This is a genomic window from Bradyrhizobium frederickii, from assembly GCF_004570865.1.
Lineage (GTDB): Bacteria > Pseudomonadota > Alphaproteobacteria > Rhizobiales > Xanthobacteraceae > Bradyrhizobium > Bradyrhizobium frederickii.
Genome location: NZ_SPQS01000011.1, coordinates 88,252 through 102,768, shown reverse-complemented (window position 1 = coordinate 102,768; position 14,517 = coordinate 88,252). Strand labels below are relative to the sequence as shown.

At 62.3% G+C, this 14,517-nt stretch carries 10 protein-coding genes and 1 pseudogene; 2 read left to right on the top strand and 9 right to left on the bottom strand.

Annotated elements, in window-relative coordinates:
- Window positions 1–34 precede the first annotated feature (34 nt).
- The 8 genes and pseudogenes from E4K64_RS20370 to E4K64_RS20335 all read right to left on the bottom strand — a co-directional run bounded on the left by E4K64_RS20370 (window position 35) and on the right by E4K64_RS20335 (window position 10,477).
- A complete protein-coding gene (locus tag E4K64_RS20370; protein WP_135165115.1) occupies window positions 35–1,498 on the bottom strand; it encodes an aldehyde dehydrogenase family protein in 1,464 nt (487 codons plus the stop codon).
- Between the two features lie 37 nt (window positions 1,499–1,535).
- Window positions 1,536–2,705, bottom strand: coding sequence for an alanine racemase (locus tag E4K64_RS20365; RefSeq protein WP_135165239.1), 1,170 nt, complete (start codon window positions 2,703–2,705; stop codon window positions 1,536–1,538).
- Between the two features lie 26 nt (window positions 2,706–2,731).
- Window positions 2,732–3,604 carry a GNAT family N-acetyltransferase gene (locus tag E4K64_RS20360; RefSeq protein ID WP_135165114.1) on the bottom strand — a complete coding sequence of 291 codons (873 nt, stop codon included), beginning with the start codon at window positions 3,602–3,604 and terminating at the stop codon, window positions 2,732–2,734.
- A 186-nt stretch (window positions 3,605–3,790) separates the two neighbouring features.
- Window positions 3,791–5,102: pseudogene (locus E4K64_RS20355) on the bottom strand (NAD(P)/FAD-dependent oxidoreductase).
- 67 nt (window positions 5,103–5,169) lie between these two features.
- A complete protein-coding gene (locus E4K64_RS20350) occupies window positions 5,170–6,048 on the bottom strand; it encodes an ABC transporter permease (protein ID WP_135165113.1) in 879 nt (292 codons plus the stop codon).
- A 37-nt stretch (window positions 6,049–6,085) separates the two neighbouring features.
- Window positions 6,086–7,036, bottom strand: a complete 951-nt coding sequence (locus E4K64_RS20345; RefSeq protein ID WP_135165112.1) for an ABC transporter permease — start codon at window positions 7,034–7,036, stop codon at window positions 6,086–6,088.
- A 74-nt stretch (window positions 7,037–7,110) separates the two neighbouring features.
- Window positions 7,111–8,778, bottom strand: a complete 1,668-nt coding sequence (locus E4K64_RS20340; protein ID WP_135165111.1) for a peptide ABC transporter substrate-binding protein — start codon at window positions 8,776–8,778, stop codon at window positions 7,111–7,113.
- A gap of 34 nt (window positions 8,779–8,812) precedes the next feature.
- Window positions 8,813–10,477: an ABC transporter ATP-binding protein gene (locus E4K64_RS20335; protein ID WP_135165238.1), complete on the bottom strand. Its 1,665-nt coding sequence runs from the start codon at window positions 10,475–10,477 to the stop codon at window positions 8,813–8,815.
- 649 nt (window positions 10,478–11,126) lie between these two features.
- Between E4K64_RS20335 and E4K64_RS20330 the strand changes: the two genes are divergently transcribed.
- Both E4K64_RS20330 and E4K64_RS20325 read left to right on the top strand, forming a co-directional pair.
- Window positions 11,127–12,452 carry an NAD(P)/FAD-dependent oxidoreductase gene (locus tag E4K64_RS20330; protein WP_135165237.1) on the top strand — a complete coding sequence of 442 codons (1,326 nt, stop codon included), beginning with the start codon at window positions 11,127–11,129 and terminating at the stop codon, window positions 12,450–12,452.
- A 115-nt stretch (window positions 12,453–12,567) separates the two neighbouring features.
- Window positions 12,568–13,044 carry an Lrp/AsnC family transcriptional regulator gene (locus tag E4K64_RS20325; RefSeq protein ID WP_126260007.1) on the top strand — a complete coding sequence of 159 codons (477 nt, stop codon included), beginning with the start codon at window positions 12,568–12,570 and terminating at the stop codon, window positions 13,042–13,044.
- Window positions 13,045–13,078: 34 nt separating this feature from the next.
- On the opposite strand, the gene E4K64_RS20320 is transcribed toward E4K64_RS20325, so the two are convergent.
- Window positions 13,079–14,455, bottom strand: a complete 1,377-nt coding sequence (locus E4K64_RS20320) for an aspartate aminotransferase family protein (RefSeq protein WP_135165110.1) — start codon at window positions 14,453–14,455, stop codon at window positions 13,079–13,081.
- Window positions 14,456–14,517 lie beyond the last annotated feature (62 nt).

The following is a 14,517-nucleotide window of genomic DNA, read 5'->3' as shown; positions in this document are numbered from 1 at the left end:
TCGATCGAAGCTGCTCTCGGTCATTCGCTGGCCTTCATCGGTAATATCCGAGGACGGCCTTGGTCTCAAGATACTCCTCCATGCCCTCAAGGCCGTATTCCCGGCCATTGCCGGAGCGCTTGTAGCCGCCAAAAGGTGCGTTGGGGTCCCAATCGGGATGGTTGAGATGCACCTGCCCCGACCGGATCTGATGGGCGACCGCCCGTATCTTCTCCATGTCAGTGCCTTGTACATGGGCACCGAGACCGTAGACCGTGTCGTTGGCGATCTCGATCGCCTCCTCCACGGTGTCGTAGGGAATGATCGACAGCACCGGGCCGAAAATCTCCTCCTGCGCGATCCTCATGTCGCGACGGACGTTCGAGAAGATCGTCGGCCGCGCATAGAGGCCAATCTGAAGGTCGTCGGGCCGCCCCGGCCCGCCGATGACGAGCTTCGCGCCTTCCTTCAGACCGATGCTGATCATGGTCTGCACGCGCTCGAACTGCGGCCGGTTGGCGATCGGGCCATGGGTCGTGCTTTCCGCAAGGGGATCGCCAACCACCAGTTCTGAAGCAGCGGCCGCCGCCAGAATCTCGACCTCCTCCACCTGTGAGCGGGACACGAGCATGCGCGTCGGTGCGCTGCAGGATTGGCCGAGATTGCGGAAGGCGGCGCCGACGCCGAGCGGAACAGCACGGCTGAGATCGGCGTCCGGCAAAATAATGTTCGGCGACTTGCCGCCGAGCTCCTGGGCGACGCGCTTGACGGTAGGCGCCGCGGCCTGCGCCACGAGAACGCCGGCCCGGGTCGAGCCCGTGATCGAGATCATGTCGACCTCTGGATGCGACGCCAGAGCGGCGCCCACGATCGGACCTGTCCCATTGACGAGGTTGAAGACGCCGGGCGGACAACCGGCATCGTCCATCACCTCAGCGAATAGCAAGGCGCTCAGTGGCGACAATTCGCTCGGCTTCAACACCACCGTGCAACCGGCAGCGAGCGCGGGGCCGACCTTGGCTGTGATCTGGTAGAGAGGCCAGTTCCAGGGGGTGATGAGACCGCAGACCCCGATCGCCTCGTGCATGATCGCAGTGTTGCCGCGTCGGATGACGAACGGATGGTTGGTGAGATTGTCGCGTGCAACACGGATATGTTCGGCCGCCAGCGGCACCTGGGCTCGGCGCGCATAGGTGATGGCAGCTCCCATCTCGCACGTGAGAGCCTGCGCGAACAACTCCAGCCTCTGAAGGAGCAAACCATGAACCCGGTCGAGCAGCGCCGCTCTGTCGGCAGGCGGCGTCACGGACCAGCCGGCGAAGGCTCGTCTGGCGGCTGCGATGGCGCAGTCCACATCATCGTCATCGCCGAGCGTAACCTCGGCGATCGGCTGCTCCGTCGCCGGATTGACGACGGTTGCTGCTGCCGCAACTGATCCGACCGGCTTCCGCCATTCTCCGTCGATGTAGAATTTTCCGAGGAAGCCGGCTTCCGTCAGGTGTTGGAGGGGAGAGGTCATTGGAAGCGATCCTTGATCCGATATAGGTGCCGACCGCCTACCAGCCGCGCATTCGTCGCCATCGCGCTTGGATCATTTCGCTGCCGGCGGAGACGACGTTGTAGACCTCGTGCTGCGAGGCCGTCGCGCAGGCGTGATTGGGCAGGATCCTGACTTTTGCGCCGATCGAAAGATCCGGCAAAGCCTCAGCCGATCGGGGCCTGATGGCGAGGATGCCGTGCTCCTGACTCGCCTGCACAACGATGAGGTCGGGATAGATCTTGCCGGCGAGATCGCAGACGAGGCCGTACCCCTGATCGACCCGCTGCGCCGCGGTGCCGCGATCGCGTGACAGCGCCATCCAGCCTGCGTCCACCAAGATCCAACCCTTCTCCGGCTTCGTGCCGATCACGGTGGCGAGCACCGAGATTGCGATGTCCTCGGTCGTGCAGACACCGACACCGTGCATCACGAGGTCGAAGAACATGTAGACGCCGGTCCGCACTTCCGTGACGCCGGTCAGGTCTTTCGCGAAATGGGCGGTCGGGGTCGAACCGACGCTCACGACAGGGCATTCATGCCCCGCGGCCCGCAACGCCGCCGCAGCGGCGACAGCCACGGCCCTTTCGTTTTCGGCCGCGCCCTCAAGAGCCTCAGGCGTGCAGAGGCTGTAGGACTCGCCGGCATGGGTGAGAATGCCGGCGAGCTTGACGCCGGCTTCGGCCAGGGTGGCCGCGACCATGCCGAGCTTGGGATCGGTGGCGGTCAGCCCACCGCGGTGACCGTCGCAGTCGATCTCGATGAAGGCGGACGGGGTCACGCCGGCGGCGCGACCGGCCGCGCCCAGCATCGTCGCCTGTTCGGGGGAATCGAGTAGCACCTTGAGATCGACGCCCGCCTTTCGCAGGCGCATTGCTCTCTCTGCGGTGTGCGGCGCCAGTCCCACGGCATAGGTCATGTCCCGGAAACCGTGCTGGGCGAAGTATTCCGCCTCCGCCAGGGTGGAGACGGTGATTGGCCCGGGACCCGACCGATGAGCGCGTCGAGCGACGTCGATGGATTTCGCCGTCTTCATATGGGGACGCAGCACGACGCCGCGCGCTTGCATACGCGAAGAGAGGCGGGCGAGATTGCGGTCGAGCCGGTCGCTGTCGAGCAAGAGAGCCGGTGTTGCCAGCGCGCCGACCGTTTCGGCCGTCTCACCGTTTCGGATATCTGCCCCGCGCATCTCCTGGCGTAGCACGTCGATGTCTCCTAGCCGAACGACTGGTTGGCGAGCGCGAAGAGGCGCGCCGGTCCGGTCGAGGGCGCCGGTGTCCCCAGGATCATCGTGGTGGCATCGCTGACTTGCTGCAGGCCGATGCCTTCGAGCCACTCTCCGAGCTGCGATGTGGTAGAGGTGTCGATGCGGACGAAAGCACGCCCGAGGCGTGCGAGCGCAGCCTCGATCAGCGCGCGGGCATCGGACGGGCTTTCGGCGACGACAGGGCCGATGACATGTCCGCGGCCGAAGAGGCGGCAGATGGCGTAGCCGCGCGGCGTGCCGTCACGCAGGAGAACATAGCCATCTCCGCTCTGGAGGAGCCGGTCCAGCATCCGTTGCCTGTCCAAACCCGTAGCTTCCCGATCGAGCCGCGTGATGGCCTCAAAATCCGATACGTCCATCGGCCTGATGAAGCCGGAATGCGGCGCCTCAAAACGCCCTCTTGGGATGCCGTGATGCTGATGGATGATCCCGATGGGGACGAAGCCGCGGCGCCGGTAGAGCATGATGCCTTCGGCCGTCGAATTCAGCGCGATGGATCGCGGACGTGCCGACGCCAGCAACGCATCCATCAGCCGCGCCCCATAGCCGCGGCCCTGAGCGTCTTTCGCGACGATGATCATGCCCGCGGACGCATGGGTATCGCCGTACGGCCACCAAGCCGCGGTCCCGATCACCACACCGGCACGCTGCAACACAAAGCCATGGCCCAACTGCAGCGCGACGTCCCAATCCTCAAGCCGATAGGGCCAGGACATCTCTTGCGAGAGCTTTAGGGCACCTTCCAGATGCGCTGTGGCGAAGGGAACCAGGACCACGTTCTCTTCGACACGATCTCCGGTCTGGTACGCTGCTCTTGTCATGATACGCCGATGTCTCTTGCTCGGAGTTGCCCGACTAATCGCCAGTGGCCGACAGGAACGACGGCTGTCTGATGATCCTCTGATCGTCTGCAGTGTATCTTGAGCTCGACGGCATTATGCGAGCAACCAGGAGCAAAGTTCGGCATAGTATTTCGTAGATGATGCAGCATCGCATCCAATATGCCGTCAACGGCTGGCGCGCCACATCGCGATTCGGTCACGCATCCGGTAGCCCTGAATGAACGCAGGCATGAACCAAGGATTTCCCCGATAAAACGGGATGAAAGCCGGAGGCCGGAAGTCGAATGCACTGCGCGCCCGCCCCTCATGTCCCATCAGCTTGTGGGCCGCATGCATGCCGATCCATGGCGCCCAGACCACGCCCGAACCGCAGAAGCCTGTGGCATAGACGATGCCGTCCTTCTCGAAGATGCGGGGTATCATGTCGCGGTTCATCGCCACATTGCCGAACCAGCTGTGTGAGAGGCGAACGGTCTCGAGCTCAGGAAACAGATTGACCAGCCCCCTGCGCAGAAGCAGTTTCGGAGCCACGGGATCGCCGACACGCGAGCCGTCACGTCCACCGAGCAGAATGCGTTTCCCGTCGGGCGATGGACGGTAATAGAAGCCGACCTCTCGGTTCTCGGTGATCATCATGCGTTTCGGCATCAGCCGCGCCATGACTTCTGGCGCGAGCTCCTCCGTCGCGATGATCCGGCTGCGAACCGGGACCAGCCTGCGGCGCAGGAAGGGGACGACGCCATCGGTATAGCCGTTCGTACAAACCAGCACCTGACGCGCCTCTAGCGCGCCGGCTGACGTCACGACGCGGAATCCGGAGCCATCCCTCTCGATCGAGGTGACTGGTGTTCGGCCGTGGACGGCCACCCCCGAAGCGAGTGCGACACGCATGAGTTCTGCGTGGAATTTCGCCGGGTGCAGCCCGCCGATATCCATCCGAACCGTGCCGCCGCGATAGACATCGGTACCGATGTACTTGCGCTGCTCGGCATAGGGAACTGCATAAGCCTCGATTCCCGAGTTTCTTCGCGAGTCTCTCCGCGCTGCGTCCCATGGCTTCGTATTGTTCGTATCCAAACGCGCCTTTGAACTGTCCGACCAGCTGGAAGTCGCAGGTGAGCCCTTCCGTCTTGATGAAATCGTAGAGGAATTCGCGCGCGGCCTTGCCCTCCGCCTCGATCGCCAGCGCCTTCTCTTCGCCGAACCGCCGCGCCAGCGTGTCGTAGTCCGGCCGAATGCTTCCGCTGGTGATTCCGCCGTTGCGCGTCGAAGCTCCCTCGCCCGGATTCATTGCGTCAAAGGCCGCGACCGAGCGTCCCTCGCGCGCCAGCATCAACCCGGCCGCGAGTCCAGCATAGCCCGCGCCCACGATCAGCACGTCCAGCTTCTTGGGCAATGGCTGCTCAGGCAGCGGCATAAGCGGGGCGGCCTCCCACCAATACGGTGTCGCTTTCTCCGCAACTGTCGGCGCGTGCATGGCTTATGGCTCCTAGATGTTCAGGCGGCCGCAGGCCGGCACCTCGGCTCGCATTGAACTCAGACCATCAAAAGTGGTCGTTTCTAACGTCGAGGGCATCTCGGAGCCCATCGCCGATGAAGTTGAAGCTCGTCACAGCGATCGTGATCGCAGCACCGGGAATGATGGCGAGCCACGGAGCGCTGGCCAGATATTGCTGCGCGCCGTTGAGCATGTTGCCCCAGCTTGGCAGCGGCGGCTGAATTCCGTAACCGAGGAAGCTGATATAGGCTTCCAGCAGAATCGCGCGGGCAACCGCCAGGCTTGCAGCGACGATGATGGGACCCATGGCATTGGGCAGGATCTCCCGGAACATGATGTGTCTCCGGCTCAGTCCCACCATACGCGCGGCTTGGACAAACTCACGCTCGCGCAGCGAGCGGACCTCTGCCTCAACGATCCTGGCAGTCTCCATCCAGCTCGTGACCGCAATGATGACGGTGATCATCACGGGGCTCGGCCGCAACGTCGCGGCCAGCGCGAGCACGAGGAAAATCGAGGGATAGGAAAGGAACCCGTCGACCACACGCATCAGCGCCGCGCCGATCCAGCCGCCGCGATAGCCGGCCGTTACGCCGACCAGCGTCCCGATCAGCGTTGACAGCAGCATCGCGGAGAACCCCACCAGGAGCGAGACGCGGCCGGCCATCAGCAACCGCGCAGCCAGATCACGCCCGAGGGGATCGGTTCCGAAGTAGTGATGACCGCTCAGAGGTGGAGCAAAACGAGCGCGCAGATCGATGTGGAGCGAGTCGTAAGGCAGGGCATATGGGCCGATTGTGCATGCCAACACTAGCAGGGTGATCATCGCGATCCCCACGAGAGCCAGATGATGGCGCATGAAGCGGTACACCGCACGGCTGTGCCACCAGCGAGTTGGAGGTAGGTGCGCGGCAATTGCGGTCATTCTGCTGCCTCCTGTTATCAGGCGTAAGTCCGCGGGCTCAAGCCAGGCGAATGCGCGGGTCGACGATGGCGATAACGATGTCTGCGATCAGGTTGCCCAAGACGACCAGAACGGCTGAGAAGATCAACAGCCCCATCACGACCGGATAGTCGCTGTAACCAAGGCTGTCGAGAAACAGCCGCCCCATTCCCGGCCAGGTGAACACAGTTTCCGTGACCAGCGCGCCGGTCAGAATGCTGGGCAGCTGCATCCCCGCCAGCGTGATCATCGGTAACAGCGCATTGCCGACCACATGTTTCAGCAAGATGCGGCGCTCGCTCACGCCTTTGGCTCGGGCCGTCTTGACGAAATCCTGGCTTAGCGCATCGAGTGTCGCCGTGCGCATGTAGCGGCTCCAGATCGCGACATGAACCAGCGACAGCACCAAGCTCGGCAAGATCAGGTGATGCAGGTAGTCCATGACCGACCCGTCGCCGATCGTGTACATGTTGCCTGCGGGCACCCAGCCGAGCTTCAGCGTGAAGATGTAGATGCCGATGAGGCCGAACCAGAATGTCGGGACCGACAATGCGACCATGGCACAGATCGTCGCGCAGTAGTCGAACAGGGAATAGCGATGGGTGGCACCGCGGATTCCGATCCAGGTGCCGACCGCGATCGCCAAGGCGGTGGACGTGCCCATCAGCAGCAGCGTCGCCAGGAGATGCCGGCCAATCACCGCGAGCACCGACGAGCCATCGCGGAAAGAGTGGCCCCAGTCGCCCTGAATCAGCCGCCAGGCCCAGTCGAGATATTGGAGCCACAGCGGGCGGTTCAACCCAAGCTGCGCTGCGAGCCGCTCGACGTCCTTCTGGGTCATGCCGGGATCAAGCCCGAACTGCGCGAGAGGACCGCCCGGCATGAGGTTGAGAACCGTGAAACCGATGATCGAGACGATCACAAGCAGCACGATGCTCTGCGAAAGACGATTGAGCAGGAACCCGGACATTCGAGTCTCCATGTAGGTTGGCTGTACCAGTCCGCCGCCGTCCTCCGGCTATGCAGGCCTCGAGCGGCGGCCGGTCAACTCGTCCAATACCAGGCCAACGCGTTCCATGATTCCGTACGGGTATTCCCGTTCGGCACGACACCCGAAATCCCCTTCTTGTTACCCTGGACCGCATTGCTCTGGTACAGCGGAAGGAAGGGCAGGTCCCGACGAACAAGCTCCTGTACCTTGTGGTAGATCCCGCGCCTCGCTTCCGGATCGAAGGTGCGCGCGCCCTTGTCGAGCAGGGCATCGACCTCTGGATTTGAATACTGCGCATTGTTCGAGCCGCGCCCGCCCTTCGCTGCGATCGAACGCGAGTGCAGGCGGTTGGTAACATCCGGATCAGCGCCAATCAGATAGGTGCTGCCGACGATCACGGAATCGAATTGCGATTGCTGCCAGAACTCACCCCACATCACGGCGGCGGGCAAGTTCGATATCTTCATCTCGATGCCCAGCTGAGCGAATGCCTGCTGCAAGAACTGCTGCGCCTGCTCGCGAAGCGGATCGCCTGATGTTGTCGAGTTGGCGAAGGACAGGCGGACGCCGCCTTTGGCCCGAATGCCATCCCGTCCAGGCACCCAGCCGGCCTGGTCGAGGAGCTTGCGCGCGCGATCGAGATTGAACTCGTGGGCCGGCAGATTGGGGTTGTGGTACAAGGACTGCTTGGGCATGAAGGTCTCAGTCGGCGTCGGCACTCCGTAATAGAGCCCCTGGATGATCGCCTCCTTGTCGATTGCCGCGTAGAGCGCCTCGCGAACCGCAAGTTCCTTGAACTGGGGACGCTCGAGGTTCAGGTAGAAGGACTCGAACGAGCTCCTTGGAACCAGGGTCACCACCCGGTTCGGCAGCGTCTTGGCTTCCCCGTAGTGGTCAGGTGTGATGTAGGGCTGTCCCACCAGATCCACATCGCCGCTCTTGAACTGAGTGTAGAGGACGGTGAGGTCGGGAATGTATTTGAAGACCAGCCTCTCGATGTGAGGGCCTTCACCAAAGTACTCGAGATTAGCCACGAGCTCGAGATGATCGCCGGCGACTCGCTTGCCCCACTTGAACGGACCGGTGCCGACCGGCGCCTGGTTGAAGGCGGCGTTGTTCGGATTGGCTTCCTTCTCGAGTATGTGCTTGGGGACGATGAAGGTTTCGGTCAGGAATGACAGATAAGGCGCAAAAGCCTCTTCCATTCGCCACGAGATCTCCGTGGGCGAGACCACCGTGATGTCGCGCACGAGAGCATGGCCGGCCGTGCGCCAGCTGCGGAAGTTGGGATTCATGATCAGCTCGAGAGTGAACTTCACGTCCTCGGCGCTGAAAGGCTTGCCGTCGTGCCAGCGGACATCGTCTCGCAGGCGAATACGCCATTTGCGACCGTCCTCCGAAATGCCACCATTCTTCTGGTTCGGCACTTCCAAGGCCAGATTGGGTTGAATGACGCCCTGAGGATCGATGCGGAAGAGCGCATCGAACACCGAGAAATGCACGCCATCATCTACTTCGATGTGGACCATCAGCGGATTGAAGACGGTCGGCTCCTGCCCAAGTCCGACGATCACGCGACCGCTTGGTTTTGAAGACGTCCGAGCGAAGGCATGCTTTCCCAGCAGATTGGGCGCGATCAAACCGGCAACCCCGCCGATCGCGACCATTCGCAGCGCATCGCGCCGCGAGTAGCTCGATTGAGTCGTCGAATGCTTGCTCATGACCTCTCTCCTCACTTGGAATGTCCGCTGTGATTTATGGATTTGCTAGGTGTTGGGGTGCTTGCGCCGGCTGCTCCCCTGGGATCGCCGCCACCAGCTCCCGCGTGTAGTTGGATTTCGGGTCGAGGAAGATCTGCGAAGGCGGTCCACGCTCCACGATGTGTCCGCGATGCATGACGGCGATTTCGTCGCAAATCTGACTTGCGACCCGCAGATCATGCGTGATGAAGATCATCGAGACGCCCGTCTCTCGCTGAATCTGGTCCAGCAGCTTCAGGATCTGGGCCTGGATCGACACGTCGAGCGCCGAGACAGCTTCGTCGGCAATCAGCAGTTTTGGTTTGAACATCAGTGCCCGGGCGATGCCGATGCGCTGGCGCTGCCCGCCGGAGAATTCGTGCGGATAGCGGTCAAAAGCTCCTGAATCCAGGCCGACATGAGACAGAAGCTCTCGCGCCCGCTCGGCAGCCTCGCCGTAGGGCATCCCATGCGCGACCGGACCCACCGTGAGGATTTGGCCCACCGTCGATCGCGGATTGAGCGAGGCGAAAGGATCCTGGAAGATCATTTGGATCTTTGGCCGCAAGGGCCGAAACTCGGCTTCCGAAAGCGCGGCGATGTCGCGGCCTTCGAACAGGATCGAGCCGCTATCGCTGTCCATGAGCTTGATCAGCAGCCGACCAAGAGACGACTTGCCCGAGCCGCTTTCCCCGACCACGCCCAGCGTGCGCCCAGACGCAAGATCGAACGTGACGCCATTGACCGCCGCAACGATGCGCTGCCTGCCAAAAAACGAGCTGCCGCTGCGATAGGTCTTTGCGAGACATTCCACCTTGAGGATGGACGTTCTGTCCGCGGGTTGCAAAGCAACGCGGTCCTTGCCGGTGAGGCGTGGCACGGCGGCGATCAGGCGGCGAGTATAGAGGTGGCTCGGCGACTTGAGCACCTGCTCGGCGGTCCCCTGCTCCACGCAATGGCCCTTTTCCATCACCACGACGTAATCGGCAATCTCCGCCACGACGCCGAAGTCATGGGTGATGAACATGACGCTCATTCCCTTGCGGCGCTGAATGTCGCGGATCAATTGGAGGATCTGCGCTTGGGTCGTCACGTCCAGTGCCGTGGTCGGCTCGTCCGCAATCAGGATCGCAGGCTCGAGCGCCAGAGCCATGGCGATCATCACCCGCTGCCGCTGCCCGCCCGAAAGGCGGAAGGGATATTGGTGATACATCAGCTGCGGATCGGGCAGTCCCACTTCAATCAACAGGTCGACGGCCCGGCTGCGCCGGGATTTCGGCGTGCCGACATCGTGCGCCGCCATCACCTCCTCGATCTGCGCGCCCACGGTCATCAGCGGGTTGAGCGCCGAAAGAGGATCCTGAAAGATCATTGAAACGACGCGGCCGCGCAGGCTGCGGAGCTTGATGGGCGAGAGGCCGACGATGTTCATCCCGTTCAGGTGGACCGCACCCGAGGAGACCCTGATCGCCTTCGGCAGAAGTCCCATGATCGCGTTTGCCGTGACCGATTTGCCCGATCCGGATTCTCCGATGATGCACAGGATCTGACCGCGCTTCAGATCGAAGGAGACGTTCTCGACGGCGTAAGCTCGCTCCATTCCCTCAGGGAGACTGACGCTCAGATCGCGCACCGAGAGCGCGACATCGGCGGGGACCGCAGCCTGCACGTCAGAGGCCATAGGAAGATCCTCCCCTATCAACCGGGTCCGGTCATACGGCTGCGACTCGAGCCTTTGGCTCTTTGCGTTGCCACGCTCCTTCGACAGGTCGACAATTTGCCGCTCAACTTGCCATTCCTTCGTTGGAGGCTGCGACATGATTCAGGCCTCCTCGCGCAACAAGCAAGAGCTGTCGTTCAGAGCGCGGCGCCGACCGAATTGGCCAACCCAATCGAAGCGATGCACAGATGACATCCGCGTCATGGCTTGATCGCTTCTGCCAAGGTGTGCTGCTGGGCTCATGCAGGTTGCCTCTATGGACTTCGACCCACCGATCGAGTGGTTCTCCCGATATTGGCGATTTCGATCTCCCCGGAATCGCCGAAAGCGGGCATCCGGGCAGCAGGAACTTCCGAAAACGAAGTCCGATTTGGCATTTCACTCTGTGCCGCCAGGCCAGCAGGAGCGCCTGCCCGGAAGGGAAGCCCATCGATTGCCGGAGCGCGTGCATCGGTCTCGCCGCCCGCTAGCCGCAGCATGCACAATGTTTTCGCAATAATAGCCTGTGTCAAAGGCAATGAACCGCAGGAAATTCGGTCTGATCGCGAAAGTTCGCGAGGCCTGCCGCTTTTTCTCGAATACGTTACGGCAGCCACCGGAGACCCTGTTGATGAGCGCGCCGCTCCTGCATATCGAATCCAGTCCGTTCCTGCCCGACGAGGCCGATGTCGTGGTGATTGGCGGCGGCGTGGTGGGCGTGTTCACGAGCTATTATCTCGCCCGCCGCGGCATCAAGGTCGCCTTGCTCGAAAAGGGTCGCGTCGGCGCCGAGCAGTCCAGCCGCAACTGGGGATGGTGCCGCCAACAGAACCGCGATGCGCGCGAGCTGCCGATCGCAACCAAGAGCCTCGACCTCTGGGAGAGATTTGCCGAGGAAACCGGTGAGGACACGGGTTTCCGCCGTTGCGGCCTTCTGTATCTATCGAACGACGAAAACGAGTTGGCCGGCTGGGCCAAGTGGCGCGATTTCGCCAGGACCGTCGGCGTCACCACACATATGCTTAGCGCGGAAGAGGCGAGCGAGCGGGGCAAGGCAACAGGCCGCAAGTGGAAAGGCGGCGTCTTTTCTCCAACGGACGGAACGGCAAATCCCTCGAAGGCGGTGCCCGTTGCCGCGCGCGCGATCATGGCGGCCGGTGGCACCGTACACCAGAATTGCGCGGCGCGCGGCATAGAACTCAGTGCCGGCCGGGTCAACGGAGTGGTGACCGAAGCGGGCACGATCCGGACGAAAACCGCGGTCATGGCGGGAGGCGCGTGGGCCTCTTTGTTCTGCAACCAGTATGGAATTCGTTTTCCGCAGGCGTCCGTGCGCCAGTCCATTCTCGCAGTCGCTCCCGGCACGGCCGGTCTGCCCGACGCCTTGCATACCGCGCTCGTGTCGCTCACCCGACGCGGCAACGGCGGATACACGCTGGCGATCAGTGGGCGCGCGCGAGTCGATCCGACGCCGCAGCAGTTCAGGTTCGGCCGCGAATTCCTGCCCATGTTCGCCCGTCGGTGGCGAAGTCTTGCCCCGGGAGCGTTCGAGGGTGTGCGCCATGGTCATGAATCTCTGGCAAAATGGGAGCTGGATCAGGTGACCCCCATGGAGCTGAACCGGACGCTCGATCCCCGTCCCGACATGGCGCAGATTCGGCTGACGCATCGACGCGCCTGCGAATTGCTGCCGGAGCTCCGGCGCGTCGCCATCTCGAACGTCTGGGCCGGCTACATCGACAGTACGCCGGATGGCGTTCCGGCAATCGGTGAAGTCGATGCGATTCCGGGTTTCATCCTGGCGGCGGGGTTCAGCGGCCACGGCTTTGGAATCGGCCCCGGCGCTGGGCATATGATTGCCGACATCATCACTGGTCGTGCGCCGATCGTCGACCCGCGTCCCTACAGGCCGGAGCGGCTGAAACTGGGGGCCTGGGGCAAGGTCGCCGAGTTCTGAAGGGCAATTTTACCGCTCAGTGGGCAAAGATGCGGGTTGGTGCTATGACAGTGTGTATGACGCTGAAGCCTCAAAGCCTTGACGCTGCCATCCTCCACAATCTCAAGGCATCGCGATGAAGCTCGACAAGATCGACATCAGGATTTTATGCGAACTGCAGAAGAACGGGCGGATTTCCAACGTCGAACTCGCAGAGCTGATCAACCTGTCCCCGAGCCCATGCCTGATGCGCGTCAAGAGGCTTCAGACCGAGGGCTTCATCACCGGCTATTCCGCCCAGATCGACGTTGCCAAGCTCGGACAGACACTGACGGTGTTCGCCGAAATCACTCTGAAGAATCATCGGCAGATCGATTTCGCGCGCTTCCTCACGACGATTGAAAAGATCGATTCCGTCGTCGAGTGCCACCTGGTGTCGGGCGGGTACGACTATCTCGTCAAGTTCATCACCTCAGGGATCAGTGAATACCAAGCGATCATGGAGCGCCTCGTCGAAATGGATATTGGCATCGACAAATACTTCAGCTTTGTCGTGCTCAAGTCTCCTATCGTGAAGTCTCACCTACCCCTCGAGAGCATCTTCAACGGCTGAGGAACGATCTGGCCGCCGATCGCGAGCGCGGCGATCATCCTTTCATCGCCGCGCGGACGTCGCTGTCTTCGAGCGTCTGGTCGAGCGTGGTCCTTGTCCGTTCGATGATGCCGTCGATCTCCGCATCGGTGCAGCAGAGCGGCGGCGCATAACCTAGCACGCCCTGAGCAAAGGCGCGGATGACAAGTCCATTGTCCCAGGCGCGGTCGAAGATGCGACGTGCCGCGTCGGCTTCCGCCGGCAGGGGCGTCTTGCATTCCTTGTCGGTGACAAGCTCGATTGCGGCCAGCATGCCGCGACCACGGACGTCCCCGACAAGCGGATGATCGACAAGCGTCCGAAGCCCTTCCATCAGGCGGTGGCCGGCCTTACGGCCGTTTTCCAGCAAGCCGTTCTCGTAAAGGTCGAGGCATGCGAGCCCGACGGCTGCGCTGACGGGATGTGCGGAATAGGTGTAGCCGTGACCGACGGCCGTCTTGCCGGCGCCGTCAGCGATCGTGTTGTACACGCTATCAGACATGAGAACGGCCCCCATCGGCACATAGCCGGAGGTCAGTCCTTTTGCCGTCGTCATGAGATCGGGCACGATATCGTCCTCTTCACAGGCGAAAAGCGGACCGACCCGGCCAAAGCCGGTGATGACCTCGTCGGCAACGAACAGAATGTCGTGCGCCTTGCAAACGGCGTGCATCGCCTTCAGCCAGGACGGCGGCGGAACGAGGACGCCTCCTGACCCCTGTATCGGCTCGACATAGAAGGCAGCAATGCGGTCGGCGCCCAGCTCGGCGATCTTAGCCCGCAGGGCCGCAACCGATGCAGCAATGATAGCCTGAGGATGGGTACCGACAGGATTGCGATAGGCATAGTGCGACGGGATCTTGTGCTGCCAGCTATAAGGCACTCCGAAGCCCGTGTGAAAGGCGGGCAGCGCAGTCAGGCCGGAGCCCGTCGTTGACGATCCGTGATAGCCACACTCCACGGAAATGAACTGGTCCTTCTGTGGCGTACCCTTCGCATGATAGTAGTACCGGATGAACCGGATCGTGCTGTCGACGGCATCGGAGCCGCCCAGGGTGAAGTAGACATGGTTCAGATCGCCAGGCGCCAGTTCGGCGAGCCTCGCCGCCAACCTGATAGCCGGGTCGGAGCCCAACCCAAAATATCCCGTCGCGTATGGCAGTTCGCGCAGTTGCCTTGTGGCCGCTTCAATGATGCTGTCCTGGCCGTAGCCGGCATTGACACACCACAGACCCGCGAAGCCGTCGAGCAACTGACGTCCCGAGACATCCGTCAGCGTGGCGCCTTTGGCCGATTTCAGCACCCGCACGCCCGACTTCTCATGGCTGCGGTAGGATGAGACCGGGTGAATCAGATGCGCCCGATCGAGTTCAGTCAGCGAGTTGCTCAACATGTCGTCCTCCAGCTCGGCCGCGACGCTGTGCGGCCGCCCGATCTTTTCGGATGCAACGTACG